Genomic DNA, 16,621 nt, shown 5'->3' on the forward strand with positions numbered 1-16,621 from the left:
GCCTGCGTTTGCAGGTTGGCGGTTGAGAGAAAATGCAGCTGTTCCGGTCTAGCGCAGGTTCATGCGCCCATCCTCAGTGCCGACGCAGAGCGGCCTTATCGTGCATCAAGTTGCACAGCGGAGTGGCAGTTCATGTGGGTTCTCAGCCGTTTACAGCGGCGCACCGGGGGGAAACGGGGGAATATGGCAGGGGCGGTCGGACCGCTTGGGGCACGACTGGCGGCGCTTTTTGCAGCGGCCATCGTGTCGATGCCTTGTATGACGCTTGCCCAGCAAGCGCCTGCTACCACCGGCTCCGGTGCGTCTGACGTTGCATCTTTGCTCTTGGCCAGCGCGCCGAATATCGCGTGGTACTACGGCGACAAACCGCCCGTGGGCCAGCTGCGCGCGTTTGATGCCGTGGTGGTGGAACCTGACCACGATTTCAATCCCGCCCAATTCAAGACGCCCAGCACGCAGTGGCTCGCCTATGTGAGCGTAGGCGAGGTCACGCCCCAGCGCCGCTGGTACAAGGAACTGCCCAAGGCGTGGCTCTCCGGCAGCAATGAGGCCTGGGCTTCGCGCGTGGTGGACCAGGCCCAGCCCGAGTGGCCGGCGTTCTATGTCGACCACGTCATCAAGCCGCTGTGGGATCAGGGCTACCGCGGGTTCTTCCTCGATACGCTCGATTCGTACCAGCTCATCGCCAAGAACGATACGGCCCGCGCGGAGCAGGAAGCGGGCATGGTGCGCGTGATCCGCGCGATCAAGGCGCGTTACCCGGACGCCAAGCTGGTCTTCAACCGCGGCTTCGAGATCCTGCCGCAGGTGCATGACCTGGCGTATGCGGTGGCGTTTGAATCGCTGTATCGCGGCTGGGACCAGGGCGCCAAGCAATACAAGGTGGTGAGCGATGCTGACCGCGATTGGCTGATGGGTCAGGCGCGCAAGATCCGCGATGAATACCACCTGCCCGTGATCGCCATCGACTATTGCCCGCCGGCCGACCGCGCCTGCGCGCGCGACACGGCCAAGCGCATCAAGGCGCAAGGGTTGATTCCGTATGTGACCGACCCGGCGCTCTCGACCATTGGCGTGGGCCGCATCGAGGTGCTGCCGCGCAAGGTGCTGATCCTGCAGGAGCGCGACCTGCGCTACGCCATCGAGACCAGCGAAGGCGTGCGTTTCGTTGCGATGCCCCTGAACTTTCTCGGCTACGACGTGGAGTACGCCGATATCAACAAGCCGCTGCCTGCCGACGTGCCGCCCGATCGCTATGCCGGCGTGGTGGTCTGGGTCAACTCGGGCTCGGTCAGCCACGTGGCGGCGCTCACATCATGGGTGAGGCAGCGCATGCACGATGGCGTGCGCATCGCCTTCATGAACCAATTTGGGCTGCCGGCGGATGCCAGCATGGCCAACCTGCTCAAGCTGAAGTTTGTGCAAGGGCGTGCCACGGCGCCGCTGGAAGTGGTCTCGCAAGACAAGATCATGGGTTTCGAGATGGCCCCCCGGCCAGATCGCTATGAAGTCCAGCCGGTCCAGGTCGGTGCGAATGGGCAATCGCTGCTGCGCTTGAAGTCGGGCAACTTCCAGTTCGACGCCGCTGCCATCACCGATTGGGGCGGCTACGTGCTGAATCCATATGCGGTGTTTGCGATGGACAAGATCGACCAGGCGCGCTGGGTGGTGCAGCCGATGGAGTTTCTGCGCCGCGCGCTGGCGCTGCCCGACATGCCCATTCCCGACTTGACCAGCGAGAATGGCCGCCGTCTGATGCTCGTGCACGTGGATGGCGATGGCTTTGCCTCGCGAGCGGAATTTCCCGGCCCCGAATATCCGGGCGAGGTGCTGCAGCAAGAGGTGTGGGAGAAGTACCGCATTCCGACCACGCTGTCCGTGATTGAAGGAGAGGTGGGGGCGGCCGGGCTGTATCCGAAGCTGTCGCCGCGGCTCGAAGCCATTGCGCGCAAGATGTTTGCGCTGCCGTACGTGGAGCTTGGCACGCACACGTACTCGCACCCGTTCGACTGGAGCCGCACGGTGCAGAGTTCGGCGACCGGCCCGGGCAAGGATGCAGGCGGCGGGGACACGGCTTTCACGCTGACCATTCCCGGTTACAAGTTCAATCTGGACCGTGAGATTGCCGGCTCCATCCACTACATCGACGAGCGTCTGGCGCCGCCCGGCAAGCGCGTGAAGATCGTGCAATGGTCGGGTGATTGCCAGCCGCCTGAGCTGGCCGTCCGCATGGCATGGCAAGCCGGTGTGGTGAACATGAACGGTGGGGACACCACCATCACGCGCAGTTCGCCGTCGTGGACAAGCATCGCTTCCATCGGCATCGACAAAGGGCCCGGCGCTTACCAGGTGTTTGCGCCCAATCAGAACGAAAACGTCTATACCAATGACTGGACGGGGCCGTACTACGGTTTCGAGCGCCTGATTGAAACGCTACAGATGACCGATACGCCGTATCGCTTCAAGCCGATCAACATCTACTACCACATGTATTCGGGCACCAAGCTTGCGTCGCTCAAGGCCTTGAAGAAGGTCTACGACTACGCGCTGTCGCAGCCGGTGATGCCGATCTATTCCACCGAATACGTGTCCAAAGTGCTCGACTTCCGCGACATGGCCGTCGCCCGCGATGTCGACGATCAGAACGCGTGGATCGTGCGTGGCAACGGCGACTTGCGCGAACTGCGCTGGATGGCGTCCGGCACGCCGCGCTTGACCGATGCGCAAGGCGTGGTCGGCTACGGGAAAACGAGCGGGGCGGCCGGCGGCATCTACATTCACCTGGACGACGGTGCGGCACGCTTTGGCATCACGCCCGCGCCAGAGGCCGCCAAGCCAGCCTACATTGCCGAAGCTGCGGCGTTTGTGCGCAGCTTTGCGCGTAGCGGCAACGGCATGTCGTTCGAGGCGGGTGGCTATTACAAGCCGTTCGTGCGCCTGGCCAATGTGGGGGCTTGCCGGGTGCAGGTCAACGGCAGCCCGGCACGTACCGCCCGCGCGCAAGACAACAGCGTGCGCGTCGACCTGAACGGCGCCGCCGCCCAAACCGTGACCTACCAACGTATCGATGTGGTCTGCTGACCTGACCCCGCGCGAACGGCTACTGTCGCCCTGGTTGATCGGCACGCTTGGCGCGCTGGTCGGGCTGGCGCTCGCCCTGATGTTTCCGCGTGAGCGCCTGGAGGCGCGCCTGTTGGAAGGCGGCAAGGTCGATGCGCTGTCGGTGGCGTATCTGGAAGCGTGGCTGCGCGTGCGCCCGAACGACGGCGAATTTCTGAGCGTGCTGGCGGCCCAGTACGTGCGTACCGGCCGGTTGGAAGAAGCCGAAGCCATGGTCGCCCGCATGCGCGCATTGCACGACGCATCGCTGGAGCGCGAGGCGCTGCTGCTCGACATCGCCATCCGCGAGCAGCGGGCCTATGCGCTGCAGCCGACCGACCCGAAACGCGTGGCGCTGCTGAACGACCTGCGCGGCCTGCTCAAGCAGGCGCTGGGGTTCAAGTGGACGGTGGCCGAGCTGGAGATTCTGGCCACCAAGGCACGCGGGTTGGACCTGGGCCCGATTGCCGTGCAGTTGTACCAGCGCCTGGCCAAGCAGGACGTGGCCCACGCCACCCACTGGCAGGCCCGCACGGCGGAAATCGCGCTTGGCGTGGGCGAATACCGTGCGGCCGCAGCGGCCAACTTTGCCGCCCAGGCGGCTGCGACATCGCTCGACGAGCAGCGCCGCTACTTCATTGCCGGGCTACAGGCGCTGCAGGGTGGCAACCTGTTCGACGAGGCCATGACCGAAGCCCAGCGCCGTGTCGGCCCGCTGATCGACGACACCGAAACGCTGCGCTTTCTTACGCGTCTGGCCATGGCGTGCAACCGGCCCGACCTGGCGGACCAGTACGCGCGCCGCTTATTGCATCTGACGTGGCGGCAGGCAGGCGAGGGCATCGCCCTGGCCAGCGGCATGGCCCGCCACGATTGGGCGTTTGCCGGCCGGCCGGAGCCGCTGCCGTCCCCCGCCGACGCACTATTCATGGACGGCCCCGAAGGGCTCGCCCGCCGCCAGCGCCACGCCGCGCGCATCCGCCACGTCGCTGATAAAGGCACCGAGGGCAGCGGAGCCGGCGGCGCGCAGCCCAGCCCGCGCGGCATGGCGCCGTTCAATGCGGACGACTACGACCTCGCCTATCGCGTCTTCATGGGCAGCGGCAACTTGAACGACGCCCTGCGCGTGGCCGAGGCCGCCGTGCGCCAACGCCCCGACCTCAAGATCTGGACCGAGCGCGCCGCCCAGGTGGCCGAATGGAACCATCAGCCGATGGCGGCGCTGAACTATTGGCTGGCGTACGCGCAATCCACCGGCGACGACGCGGCCTGGCAGAACGTCCTGCGCCTGGCGCCCGCGCTGAACGAAGACCACGCCTATCTGGCCGCCCTGCGTTACAAGGCTAGCCGCCAGCCCGGCGACATGAAGCTGCTCGACCAGGTCATCGCGGCGTATGAGCGGCTGGGTGAGCCGGTGGAAGGGCTCGCCTATCTGGACAGCATTGCGCGCGGGCCGCACCGCCAGGCGATTCTTGAGCGCTACGCCATCCTGGCCGAACGCGCGGGCAAGGACGATCAGGCTTACGACACCTACGTGCGCCTGCAAAAGGAATTCGGCCCGAATGCGCCACAATCCGCGCGCTATGCGCTCAAGCTGGCCAACATGCTGTACGTGCGCGGCCAGTTCGAGCAGGCGCTGACCGCCATGCAGGTCGCCAGCAAGGTGGCCTCTCCGACGGACGATCTGTACTGGCGCACCTTCGCGCAGTTGGCACGGCTGAACCAGCGCGATGACCTGTCGCGCGAGGCGTATCGGCAATTGCTGATTGGCGGCAACGCGGAGCCCGACGACCTGGCATCGATGATCGAGTTCTACGATGCCAGCCCGATCGATGCCGGGCGCCTGGCTGAACTGGCCTTCCGCAAGGACGGCGCGATGGTCCGCCTGCAGCAGGCGCTCTCTTACTACACGCGTGCACGCGCGTTCCGCCGTATCGAAGGGCTGCTCGCGTCGCTCACGCCCGAGCAGCGCCGTGCGGCGGAGCAATCCCCAGGCGTGCTGGGTGCCCGCGCCGAGTACTACCGCCAGAGCGGCCAATGGGCTGCCGCCATGGGCGACCTGCGCCGCGCGGTTTCGCTGCCCGACGCCGGCAGCGACGTGAAGGCCGCCTACCTGTGGGGGCTGCTCGATTCCGGCAAGAACGACGACCTCAAACGCGCCCTGGCGTTGTGGCGTGGCGAGGCCGAGAACGACTCCGTCTACTGGGGCGCCTATGCCGCGGCAGGCCTGCAGTTGTTCGATGCCAACCTCGCGTTGCGTTTCCTTGGCCGCCAGGGCAAGTCGATGCAGAACGATCCGCTGTGGTTGCTCGCCTATGCTGATGCGCGCGACATGGCTGGCCAGGCCGATGCCGCATGGCGCCTGCGCCGCGAGGCGTGGTGGCTGCTCTGGCGCGCCGATGGTCAGAACGCAAAGGGCGGGAAGGGCGAGAAGGCTGCCGCCAACAACCGCCGCGCGGGCACCCGCGTGACGATTGGCGATGACGATGCTGTGCCTGCGGACGATGACGCTCGCACCGAATTGCGCGCCCGGCGCGTGTCGCTGGCGCAAACCTTTGGATCGGGGGATCTTGCCCAGCGTCTGCTGATCGAGCTGCTGCGCGATGACCGCCGTGCAAGCAAGCTAGCACGCGAAGGCGGCCGTGCCTCCGTCGCCGCATCTGAACTGGGCGATCTCGACGTCCTGCCGCCCGAGCCGCCGGAAACGCCCGCCAATCATCGGGAACAAGCGCGCAAGCAAGCACGCGTGAGCGACCAGCTTGTTTCCGCCGTCGCCAAGGAGGCCGCGCTCGGCTGGGCGCTGTCGCGCGAAGCAAACGACCTGGCGCGCGCATGGCTGCTGCAGCAATACACGCGGCGCATGACGCGGCCGGCCTACGCCGAAATCTCCATCGCCCTGGCCGAGCGTGATCTGCAAACGCTCAACCGCCTGCTGGACGACACCGCAGACCGCCTCCCGCTCTACAACCGCATCGACGCCAATGTGGTGACGGACCGGCTGGGCGAGGCGCAACGCCTGGCGTTCGAGGGCCTGACCACCGCGCCCGATGACGAACAACTTCATGAGCGCGTGCGAGAGACGCTGCTGACCAATGCGCAGGCGCTGGAGCCGCGCGAAACGTGGTTCAAGCAGGCGCCGCTCACGTACTTCGAGAGCAGCGCCGCCGCCGGCATCCGCATCACCGATCACACCAGCATGCTGGTGCGCGCAACGCAGCGTAACCAACGCTCGACCGACGACACGCAGCTCACCGGCGTGCCCGCGCAAGACCGCAGTGTCGATTGGATCTCGCAATACCAGACGCAGAACACGCAATGGAAGGGCACGGTCGGCTGGCGCCAGGGGCTGGCGTCGTTCACGGCGTTCCGGCTCGATGGCCTGCTGGGCCAAACGGGACCGCTGGCGACCGAAGTTTCGGTCGGCCGTAACCAGCCTGCCAATGAAACGCCACAACTGCGCGTGGGCGGCGTGAAGGATCTGGTGTCGATTGGCGGCAACTGGCGCCTGACGCAGCGCCAGTACGTCCGCGCCCGGGTAGAGGGCGATCGCTTCTATGGGCAGGATCGCTCGTTCCTGGGCAGCGGTATGGTGTTCGATGGCGAGATCGGCCACCGCTTCCGCGTGGAATATCCGGACTACACGATCCGCGTGGTGGGCACTTACGCGCGCTACAACGCGTCGGGCAGCCCGAGCGCCTTGCTTGGCCGCTTGGTGCCGGGCGATGCGGCGCCGAACATCAACCAGTTCATGCCCGGCTCGTTTGCGCAGTTCGGGGTGCTGTTCGGGTTTGGTATGGATTATCTGGATCGCTATACGCGGGCGTGGCGTCCGTTCATGGATGTCGGCCTGCTGCACGACAATCGCGAAGGGATGGGCACGCAGGTTCAGTTGGGTGTGGCCGGCAGCGTGTTCGGCAACGACCATCTGGCCCTGTATCTTGAGCACGCTTCCATCACGCGCGCCGGCACGTCGCCGATGACCGAGATCGGCCTGCGCTACCGCTGGCTTTACTGACAGACCTGACGCATACAAGAACACCGCCCGGGGAAAAGACACGATATGAAGCACACAACGAACGCATCTAGGGAGAACGCGATGGCACCCTCGCTCAACACGATGAAGGCTGGCCGGCGGCGCTGGCTGGCGGCGGCCGCCGGTATCGGCATGGCACTAGCGCTGTCTGCCTGCGCGGTGGTCGACAGCGGCCGCGCGCCGGCCACCAGCGCATCGGATGCGTGGGTGGTGCTGCCCATCGTCAACTACACCGAAACGCCGCAGGCTGGCCTGCGCGCGGAGGCCATCGCGTCGAGCATCCTGAAAGCGCGCGGTTTTACCAACCTCAAGCAATATCCGGCCAGCCTGAACGGTGAATCGCTGTTCGAGCCGGCCGAGCGTGAAGCCGTGGCCCGCGCACTCGACTGGGCGCGTGGCGAGAAGGCGCGCTACGCCTTGACCGGTGCAGTGGAGGAATGGCGCTACAAGGTCGGCGTGGATGGCGAACCCGCCGTCGGCATCACGCTGCAGGTGATCGACGTGCAGAGCGGCAACGTGATCTGGAGCGCTGCCGGCAGCCGCACGGGCTGGAGCCGCGATGCGGTGTCGGCCGTGGCGCAGAAGCTGCTGCGCCAGTTGCTCTCGCCGCTGGGTCGGGATTGATGAAGGCCGACGCTGCACAGCCTGAGCGTTCGGCGGCGGCCCAGGCGGTCGATTCGCGCGGCCAGGATCGACGCACTGAGCGCCGGCGCAATGCGCAGGGTATTGGCGCGTCGACCTGGTATGGGCGTCTGCTGGCGCCGGCCCTATCGGCAGGCCAGAGCCCGACGGCCGTGCTGGAAACGCTGGGTGCGACGGTGGTGGCCATCGGCATTCTTTGGCTGTTTTCGCCGGCCAACCCGCTGCTGCTGGGCTATGGGTTCCCGTGGGTCTGGCTGGTGCCGCTCATTCTGGCGTTGCGCTACGGCACGCTGCTGGGCGCATTGGCCGCGCTGGTGGTGCTGGCCGCGTGGTGGTTGTTTTACGGCCAGGCTGCGGGGGGATTCCCGCGCATGTACTTCCTGGGTGGCCTGATGTTCGTGCTGGTGGGCGGGCAGTTTGGCGACATCTGGGGGGCGCGCCTCTCACGCGCGCGCACCGTCAACGGCTATCTGAACGACCGGCTGGCGGCGCTGACCAAAAACCACTTCCTGCTGCGTTTGTCGCACGAGCGCCTCGAAAACGACCTGCTGGCCAAGCCGACCACGCTGCGCGACACGCTCACGCAACTGCGCAACATTGCGCTGGCCGCGCGCGAGCACGGTACCGGTGACAACCAACCCGACGTAGCGCAACTGCCGGGCGCCGTGCAATTCCTGCAATGGGCGGCGCAGGCCTGCCAACTGGAAGTGGCCGCCATGGTGCGTGTCACAGGTAACCACGTCGACACCGAACCGGTGGCCCATGTGGGCGCGCCGTTCGAGATCGTTGCCGATGATCCGTTGATCCGCCATTGCATCGATACCCACACGCTTGGCCACCCGCAGGCGCCGGAGTTGCGCCATGAAGATGGCTCGCGCTATGTGGCGTGCGCGCCGGTGCTGTCGGGGGCGGATGAGCTGATCGGCATCGTGGTCGTGCAGCAGATGCCGTTTCTCTCGCTGTCGTACGAAAACCTGCAGTTCCTGCTGGTGCTGCTCGGCTACTACGCCGATGGCGTGCGCCACCTGACCGTCAGCTCCGAGATCCTCGACCTCGTGCCCGATGCGCCGTACGAATTTGCGCTCGACCTCGGCCGCCTGGCGCGCTTGCACCGCGATACGGGCATCGATTCATCGGTGGTGGCGCTCATCTTTAACCAAGACGAAGCCAGCGATGCGCTGTTCGAGAGCGTGCTGCGCAGTCGCCGTGCGCTGGACGTGGTCTGGCAGGTGCGCGGTAAGGCACGCCGCGCCATTGTCACGTTGATGCCGCTGTCGGGCGCGGGTGCCGTGTCGGCCTATCTGGTGCGTATTGAAGACAGCTTGCGTGCACAGTTTGGTGTGGGCTTCGAGCAGGCGCACATCAGCACGCAGACACTGCACGTGACCGGCGAGCACCCGGGTGAGGCGCTGGTGCGCTTCCTGGCGCGCTGCCATCTGGACGGCTGACGGCGGAGGCACACGGGACCATGTTCAAGCTCACGCTCGGCGGTATCTCAGCGCAGATTGCGGCGGTGGTGATGGTGCTGCATGCCGGCAACAGCCTGGCGCTGCTGCTGTCGTGCCTGCTGCTGCAGGGCACCGCCGCCGCGCTGATCGGCCTGGCCGCGTGGCGCCTGCTGCCGCGCCGCTACCGGGTGCCGTTTGTCTGGACGTATGGCTACCTGACCGCGCTGTGCTTTTTCGTGCCGGTGGCGGGCGGGGTGCTGGTGCTGGGCGGTCTGCTGCTCTCCAAGCTGTTCCCCAAGCCGGAAGACGACAAGGACATTGCCGACGTGGGCTTGCCGGTGTTCGTGGCGCATTTGATCTCGCGCGTGACGCATGGTGGCGGCGCACGACTGCGCGCGCAGCTCAGCAATGAGCGTGCGCCCGTGCAAAGCCGCATGACCGCGCTGGTGGCCATGCAATCCATGCCCACGCGCACCGCCAGCCCCGTGCTGCGTGACTTGCTGGCCGACCCGGTGGACGACATCCGCCTGCTGGCCTACGGCATGCTCGACAACGCCGAGAAGGTGTTGATGCAGAAGATCCTGGCCGAGCTGCCGCGCCTGGAAGAAGCCGTGACGCCGGAGGCCCACTACGACATCAACAAGCGCCTGGCCGACCTGTACTGGGAGCTGATCTACCAGAACCTCGTCCAGGGCGACGTGTACCGCTATACCGCCGAACAGGTCGAGCGCTACGCCAGTGCTGCGCTGGACATCCAACCCGACAACGCTGCGCTGTGGTACATGCGTGGCCGGCTGGCGCTGTCACGCCGCGAGCCCGACGTGGCCGAGGCGCACCTGCGCGAGGCGGAGCGATTCGGCTTTCCGCGTGACCGCTTGCTGCCGCCGTTGGCCGAAGCCTGCTTCCTGCGCCAGGACTATGCCGGCGCGCGTGCGGCGCTGGCGCAGTTCTCCAGCCGATCGCCGCTGCCGCTGCTGCGCCCGCTGCTGCGTTACTGGACATCCTAAGTGTCATGAGCGACCACTTTCCACGCGCTGAATCCGCCGACGTCGCGCTGCTGCTCGAAGGGACGTTCCCTTACGTGAGCGGCGGGGTGTCGAGCTGGGTCAACCAGATGATCCGGGCGTTTCCGGATATCCGCTTTGCCATCGTCTTCATCGGCAGCCGCCGGGAGGATTACGGCAAGCCTGTCTACGCCCTGCCCGACAACGTGGTGCACCTGGAGTGCCACTACCTGTACGACTTTCCGCCGCCGCCGCTGGTGCAGGCCAGCGGGGGAGATGCCGCCGCCTTCGAGCGTTCGCGCAAGCTGCACGACGCACTGCGCAACCCCGCCCACAAGGAAGACACCGCCGACCTGATCCGCGCCTCCATTGCTGACCTGCGCGACGACGGCCCGCTGGCCGAGGAGCAGTTCCTCTACAGCCACAGCGCGTGGACCATGATGACGGACTACTACCGGCGCTACTGCACCGACCCGTCGTTCACGGACTACTTCTGGACCGTGCGGATCATGCACAAGCCGCTGTGGCAGCTCGTGCGCATTGCGGAAAACCTGATCCCGGTGAAGGTGTTCCACACCATCTCGACGGGCTACGCGGGCTTTTTGGGTGCACTGCTGCGCTACAAGCGCGGGCGGCCGCTGCTGGTGTCGGAGCACGGCATCTATACCAAGGAACGCAAGATCGATTTGTTCCAGAGCCAGTGGATCCGCGACAACCGCAGCATCTTCGAGAAGGACATCGCGCAGATCAGTTATTTCCGCGACTTGTGGGTGCGCTTTTTTGAAACCATCGGCCGCGTCTGCTATGACGCCGCCGAAGACATCATCGCGCTGTACGAGGGCAACCGGCGCCGGCAAGTGATTGACGGCGCGCCGGAAGCGAAGACCCGTAACATCCCCAACGGCATCAATCTGCCGCGCCTGGCTGCGCTGCGCGACAAGCGCCCGGCCAGCGTGCCGCGCGTGATGTGCCTGATCGGCCGCGTCGTGCCGATCAAGGACGTGAAGACCTTCATCCGCGCCATGCTGACCATCACGCGCGAGATGCCCGACGCCGAAGGCTGGATCGCCGGCCCGGAAGACGAAGACCCGGAATACGCGCAGGAGTGCCACAGCCTGGCCGAAAGCCTGGGCCTGGGCGACCGCATCAAGTTCCTCGGTTTCCAGAAGATCGACGACATCCTGCCGAAGGTGGGCGTGCTGGTGCTGAGCTCCATCAGCGAGGCGCTGCCGCTGGTGGTGCTGGAAGGGTTTGCGGCAGGCGTGCCGTCGGTCACCACGGATGTGGGTTCGTGCCGGCAACTCCTGTTTGGCCTGGACGGCGACGACGCCGCACTGGGCGCAGCCGGTGCCGTGGTCCGCATTGCCGACCCGGCGGCGCTGGCTGCCGAAGTGCTCACGCTGCTGCGGGATGAGTCGCGCTGGCGCGAAGCCCAGGCCGCCGGCATCGCCCGCGTGGAGCGCTACTACACGCAAGAGATGATGGTCGGCAGCTACCGCGAGCTGTACACGCGCTTGCAGAACATGCCCGACCTGAGCACCGAGCACGGCACCAAGACTGCCGCCGCAGCCTGCCCACACCACGCGCAGCAGAATCAGCCGAATCCGCCGAATCAGCAAAAGGGAGCCCGCTGATGGCCGGCATTGGTTTTGAACTGCGCAAGATGCTCAAGCGCGACAGCCTGCTCGGGCTGCTGCGTGCCTATACCTACGCCGGCATCATCAGCTCGGGGCCGTGGATTCTGTCCATCGTCGGGATTCTGCTGATCGGTATCCTGAGCCTGCCGTTCGTGATTCCGGGCTCGCTCATCACGCAGTTCCAGGTGTCTGTTACCTACCTGATCGCCGTCAGCCTGATCCTGACCGGGCCGCTGCAACTCGCTTTCACCCGCTTCACGTCGGACCGCCTGTTCGAGAAGCGCGACGATCTTGTCCTGCCGAACTACCACGCGGTGTCGTTTGTGATGACGCTGATTGCAGGTGGGCTGGGCCTCCTCCTTGTGCTGTTCGCGTTCCCGCAGCAATCGGCCATCTATCGTGTGCTGATGCTGGCGGGCTTCGTGGTCATGGCCAACATCTGGATCGCGGTGATCTTTCTGTCGGGCATGAAGCAGTACAAGGCCATCGTCTGGCTGTTCCTGATCGGCTACACGCTCACGGTGCTGCTGGCGCTGCTGTTCAATCGCGAGGGGCTGGAGGGGCTGCTGCTGGGCTTCGTGCTCGGGCAGTTGTGCCTGTTGATCGGCATGGCGGGGCTCATCTACCGCAACTTCAGCGGGCGGCGCTTCCTCTCGTTCGAGGTGTTCGACAAGCGGTTCGCCTATCCATCACTCATGATGATCGGGCTGCTGTACAACCTCGGCATCTGGCTCGACAAGTTCATGTTCTGGTATGCGCCGGGCACAGGGCAGCAAGTCGTTGGCCCGCTGAACGCATCGGTCATCTATGACATTCCCGTGTTCCTGGCCTATCTCGGCATCATCCCGGGCATGGCCGTGTTCCTCGTGCGTATCGAAACGGACTTCGTCGAGTACTACGACGCGTTCTACGATGCCGTGCGGGGCGGGGCGTCGCTCGAGCACATCGAAGACATGCGCAACACGATGGTGCAGACCATCCGCGCGGGCCTGTACGAAATCGTGAAGATCCAGGCCATGGCGGCGCTGGTGCTGTTTGCAGTCGGCGCCTCGGTGCTGCGGGTGTTGCAGATTTCGGAGCTCTACCTGCCGCTGCTGTACGTGGACACCATTGCTGCGAGCTTGCAGGTGGTGTTCCTGGGCGTGGTGAATATCTTCTTCTACCTGGACCGGCGGCGGGTGGTGCTGGCGCTCACCGCTGCGTTTGTCGTGCTGAACGGCGTGTTGACGTGGATTACCCTGCAGCTTGGGCCGGCTTGGTATGGGTATGGGTTTGCCGTGTCTCTACTGCTCGTTGTGATGGCGAGTCTTGTGATTCTGGATCGGAAGTTGGATCGGTTGGAGTACGAGACGTTTATGTTGCAGTGATGAAGGGGTGGTGGCTGTTGGGCCTTGGTTTTTATGTTGGTGGTTCATCCCCTGTTTCATCCCCTGCCGGGGCTGACTCACTTTCTTTGTCTTGCCAAAGAAAGTAAGCAAAGAAAGGCGCGCCCGATGCGGCGACCCCCTCCTTGAATTTATGTCGCAAGGAGGAGAAGGGGAAAACTCGCTTCGCTCAGACAGTTCCCCTTCTTTTTTCCTCCTTGCAACAGAAATTCAAGGCGCCGCATAGGGCAGGGAGAAGCAAACCATCGATTGCCAGCGCGCCACTTCGTCCCCATGGTGCGGGCCGCCATGCGCCACAACCAATCGCATTTACGCTCGCCCTAGTGTGCCGCCGGTTTGGCCTTTGACGTTCCTGCCCTTGATGGCGCCTTGAATTTTCGTAAGCGGGCGGAAAAAAGGCCGGGAACTGTCTGAGCGAAGCGAGTTTTCCCGGCCTCCGCCCGGTTACGGAAATTCAAGGGATGGGTCGCCATCTCGGGCGCGCCTTTCTTTGCTTACTTTCTTTGGCAAGGCAAAGAAAGTGAGTCGGCCCCGGCAGGGGACGAAAGGGAGGCAAACCAAAAACATCCAAGCGCGAGCCCGAAACCGTCATCCATGACAGTCCGAGTCCCAACCGCGAGCAGTAAACCGTCACGCATGACAGTCCGAGACTCAATCGTGAGTGGTAAACCATCACGCATGGCAGTCCGAGGCTCAACCGTGAGGGGTAAACCGTCACGCATGACAGTCCGAGACTCAATCGTGAGTGGTAGACCGTCACGCATGACAGTCCGAGACTCAATCGTGAGTGGTAAACCGTCAGGCATGGCAGTCCGAGGCTCAACCATGAGTGGTAAACCGTCATGCGTGCCAGTCCAAGCCCCAAGCGCCGAGCAAAATCCGCCATACGCCGCAGTCCACCGCCTTCCCTTCACCCATAGCCCCACAACATCCCCCCCAACAACTCCGCATTTGCGCAACAGCCTCCCGCATCCGTAAGCTGCCATCCATTCACTTCAACGTGGCAGCGTATTCATGCAAATCGCAGTAGTCGGCGCCGGCATCATCGGCATCAGCACGGCCCACGCGCTGGCGCAGGAAGGCCACCAGGTCACCCTGGTCGAACGCCATCCGGGCCCGGGCGAGGGCACCAGCTATGCCAACGGCGGCCAGTTGAGCTACAGCTACGTGGCGCCGCTGGCGGGCCCTGGCGTGCTTTCGCATGTGCCGGGCTGGCTGCTGCGCCGCGATTCGCCCTTGCGGCTGAAGCCTTCACTCGATCCGGCGTTGCTGCGTTGGGGGTTGCGTTTTATTGCGGCGTGCAACCGTGAACGCGCCGACCGCACCACGCGTGAGCTGCTGGCGTTGTCGTTCTACAGCCGCACGCGCATGGAAGCGCTGCGCGAGGCATCGCCGGACTTGGCGTTCAGCTTTTCCCGCCGCGGCAAGCTGGTGGTGCATCGCGATGCGGCTGCGTTCGAATCCGCCCGCGCACAGGTCGGTTACCAGGCCACGCTCGGTTGCGAACAACATGCACTGTCGGCGGACGAAGCCATCGCCCATGAATCCGCCCTGGCCGGCGTGCGCGATCAGATCGTCGGTGCCATCTACACGCCAGACGAAGATGTGGCCGATTGCCACCAGCTCTGCATCGGCCTGTTCGACCGGCTGCGCGAGATGTCGAACGCGACGCTGCGCTTCAACACCGGTGTCGATGCGCTGTGGACCCAGGGCCGGCGCGTGCGCGGCCTCAAACTGGCCGATGGCGAACAGCTTGCCGCCGACGCGGTGGTGATGGCCGCGGGGGTGGCGAGCGCCAAGCTGCTTGGCCCGCTCGGCATTGATGTCGGCCTGTATCCGCTCAAGGGTTACAGCATTAGTCTTCCGCTGGGCGAGGGTGATACTGCACCGGTGATCAGCGTGACGGACGCCGCGCGCAAGATTGTTTACGCCCGGATTGGGCGCACGTTGCGTGTGGCAGGTATGGCCGATCTGGTGGGCTGGTCGACGGCACTCGATACGCGCCGCGTGCAGACGTTGTATGACGAAACCCGCGCGCTGTTTCCAGGCGCGATGCGTGCCGCCGACGCAGGCGCCGATGCGGCCCCGTGGGCTGGTATGCGCCCTGCAACGCCCACGGGCGTGCCGGTGGTGGGCGCGTCGCCGGTGGAAGGGTTATGGTTGAACGTCGGCCACGGCGCGCTGGGCTTCACCTTGGCACTTGGCAGTGCGGGCCTGTTGGCCGATCAGATTGCCGGCCGCAAGCCCGCGATTTCTCCAGTGCCGTATGCACTGGCCGCGTGACGTAAGACAGATTCAAAAGACCGAGCGCGCAGCGCGCGCCCATTTGGTAGTCAACGTAGTCCGGAGCGAACATCCCATAGGAGGGGAAGCATGAAGACGCTGCACTCGATCAACTCGACCAAACGTACCCTGTGTTGTCTGACGCTGGCCGCTGCCGGCGCGCTGGCAGCACTGTCGACCGGCGTGCAGGCGCAGTCGAACGACACGCTGACCAAGATCAAGCAATCGGGCGTGATCTCGGTGGGCTATCGCGAATCGTCGATTCCGTTCTCGTACCAGGCGGACGCAAATACCATCACCGGCTACTCGCAAGAGATCTCCAACCTGATCGTCGCCGGTGTGGAGAAGGCGGTGGGCAAGAAGCTGCAAGTCAAGCTCACGCCGATCACATCGCAGAACCGCATCCCGCTGCTCCAGAACGGTTCTATCGATTTCGAGTGCGGCTCGACCACCAACAACCTGGAGCGCCAGAAGCAGGTCGCGTTCTCGAACAACATCTTCATCTACGGCATGCTGATGCTGGTGAAGAAGGATTCAGGCATCAAGGACTTTCCGGATTTGAAGGGCAAGACCGTGGTGACCACCGCCGGCACGACCGAAGACCGCATCCTGCAGAAGATGAACGGCGAGGCGAAGGAGGGCGACAAGATGAACCTGATCCTCGCCAAGGATCATGGGCAGGCGTTTTTGACGCTGGAATCGGGCCGCGCCGTTGCGTTTGTGATGGACGAGCCGCTGCTGTACGGCGAGCGCACCAAGGCCAAGAACCAGGCCGACTGGGTGGTGGCCGGTACGCCACTGCAAACCGAAACCTACGCGTGCATGATGCGCAAGGACGATCCGGCGTTCAAGAAAGTGGCTGACGACGTGATTGCTGATCTGATGAAATCGGGCAAGGCGAACGCGCTGTACAGGAAGTGGTTCCTGTCGCCGATTCCGCCGAAGGGTCTGAACCTGAACTACCCGATGACGGCTGGCATGAAGGATCTGTACGCACACCCGAGCGACAAGGCGATTCAGTAAGCTCGGCTGTCGCGCATCAAAGCAAACGGGGGACATCGCGTCCCCCGTTTTTCATTGCGCTGCACCT

General features: G+C 64.7%; 9 protein-coding genes. All 9 read left to right on the forward strand.

All coding sequences use genetic code 11. The annotated features are described in order from the left end of the window. The first annotated feature begins 249 nt into the window (after positions 1–249). The 9 genes from ACN9M1_RS04140 to ACN9M1_RS04180 all read left to right on the forward strand — a co-directional run bounded on the left by ACN9M1_RS04140 (position 250) and on the right by ACN9M1_RS04180 (position 16,554). Positions 250–3,081 (forward strand): bifunctional glycoside hydrolase 114/ polysaccharide deacetylase family protein, encoded by a 2,832-nt coding sequence (locus ACN9M1_RS04140; protein ID WP_426398796.1) that lies wholly within the window; start codon positions 250–252, stop codon positions 3,079–3,081. Next, complete coding sequence (locus tag ACN9M1_RS04145; RefSeq protein ID WP_426397632.1) at positions 3,068–7,114, forward strand: tetratricopeptide repeat protein; 4,047 nt, start codon at positions 3,068–3,070, stop codon at positions 7,112–7,114. The genes ACN9M1_RS04140 and ACN9M1_RS04145 overlap by 14 nt, the downstream gene beginning before the upstream one ends. Positions 7,115–7,195: 81 nt before the next feature. Further along, a complete protein-coding gene (locus ACN9M1_RS04150; protein ID WP_426397634.1) occupies positions 7,196–7,756 on the forward strand; it encodes a penicillin-binding protein activator LpoB in 561 nt (186 codons plus the stop codon). Then, a complete protein-coding gene (locus tag ACN9M1_RS04155; protein WP_426397635.1) occupies positions 7,756–9,222 on the forward strand; it encodes a PelD GGDEF domain-containing protein in 1,467 nt (488 codons plus the stop codon). Before ACN9M1_RS04150 ends, ACN9M1_RS04155 begins: the two co-directional genes overlap by 1 nt. Before the next feature lie 20 nt (positions 9,223–9,242). Then, positions 9,243–10,229: a tetratricopeptide repeat protein gene (locus ACN9M1_RS04160; protein ID WP_426397637.1), complete on the forward strand. Its 987-nt coding sequence runs from the start codon at positions 9,243–9,245 to the stop codon at positions 10,227–10,229. Positions 10,230–10,234: 5 nt separating this feature from the next. Further along, positions 10,235–11,860 (forward strand): GT4 family glycosyltransferase PelF, encoded by a 1,626-nt coding sequence (pelF, locus tag ACN9M1_RS04165; protein ID WP_426397639.1) that lies wholly within the window; start codon positions 10,235–10,237, stop codon positions 11,858–11,860. Beyond that, complete coding sequence (gene pelG / locus ACN9M1_RS04170) at positions 11,860–13,230, forward strand: exopolysaccharide Pel transporter PelG (RefSeq protein ID WP_426397641.1); 1,371 nt, start codon at positions 11,860–11,862, stop codon at positions 13,228–13,230. The genes pelF and pelG overlap by 1 nt, the downstream gene beginning before the upstream one ends. A gap of 1,032 nt (positions 13,231–14,262) precedes the next feature. Further along, on the forward strand, positions 14,263–15,531 hold the full coding sequence (locus ACN9M1_RS04175) for a D-amino acid dehydrogenase (protein WP_426397643.1): 1,269 nt from the start codon (positions 14,263–14,265) through the stop codon (positions 15,529–15,531). A gap of 90 nt (positions 15,532–15,621) precedes the next feature. Beyond that, positions 15,622–16,554 (forward strand): glutamate/aspartate ABC transporter substrate-binding protein, encoded by a 933-nt coding sequence (locus ACN9M1_RS04180; protein ID WP_426397645.1) that lies wholly within the window; start codon positions 15,622–15,624, stop codon positions 16,552–16,554. Positions 16,555–16,621: the final 67 nt, after the last annotated feature.

This window comes from Ralstonia sp. R-29 (genome assembly GCF_049913345.1).
Classification (GTDB): domain Bacteria; phylum Pseudomonadota; class Gammaproteobacteria; order Burkholderiales; family Burkholderiaceae; genus Ralstonia.